Origin of the sequence: Kineococcus indalonis (assembly GCF_009906395.1) — a bacterium.
Taxonomy (GTDB): Bacteria; Actinomycetota; Actinomycetes; order Actinomycetales; family Kineococcaceae; genus Kineococcus; species Kineococcus indalonis.
In genome coordinates, this window is sequence record NZ_JAAALM010000910.1 from 1 (window position 1) to 847 (window position 847).

Here is an 847-nt window from a genome sequence, read left to right on the forward strand (position 1 = left end):
GCGCGGCGGCCAGGGCCGTGAGCGTCTTCCTCACGCGGGGGACTCCTGTTCCTGGGGGGTTCCGGCGACCCCGCGGGGCCGCCGGTGCCGCGGTCAGCGACCCGGCCCCGCACAGGTACCACCCAGCAGCCCCACGGCGCGCTCGCCGCGCCGCCCGTTCACACGGCCGTTCCCGGCGCTCCCGCCTCAGGCGCCCAGGACCTCCGCGACCGTGCTGGAGGGCAGGACGTGGGCGGCGCCGACCTCCGCGCTGGTCAGCCGCCCGGCGTGGGTGGACAACCCGCGCGCCAGGGCCGCGTCGCCGGCCAGCGCCGCCCGCCAGCCGCGGTCGGCCAGGCGCACCACGTACGGCAGGGTCGCGTTCGTCAGCGCGTACGTGGAGGTGTGCGGCACCGCGCCGGGCATGTTCGCCACGCAGTAGAACAGCGAGCCGTGCACGGGGAACGTCGGGTCGTCGTGCGTGGTGGGCCGGGTGGACTCGAAGCAGCCGCCCTGGTCGACCGCGATGTCCACCAGCACCGAGCCGGGGCGCATCTGCGCCACCAGCTCGTCGCTCACCAGCTTCGGCGCCCGGGCGCCGGGCACGAGGACCGCGCCGACCACCAGGTCCGCGCTGCGCACCGCGCGGGCCAGCTCGAAGGCGTTGGAGGTGACGGTGCGCACCGCCCCGCCGAAGCGGGCGTCGACCTCGCGCAGCTTCGGGATCGACAGGTCCAGCACGGTCACCTCCGCGCCCATCCCCAGCGCGATGCGCGCGGCGTTCTGCCCCGACACGCCCGCGCCGATCACCACCACGTCCGCGCCGCGCACGCCCGGCACCCCGCCCATGAGCACCCCGCGCCCGCCC

1 protein-coding gene is annotated in these 847 nt (G+C 77.3%); it reads right to left on the minus strand.

What is annotated here, in order from left to right:
- Window positions 1-186 precede the first annotated feature (186 nt).
- Window positions 187-847, minus strand: a 661-nt coding sequence (locus GTR00_RS21895) for an alanine dehydrogenase (protein ID WP_240900801.1), incomplete at its 5' end; no start/stop codon positions are given.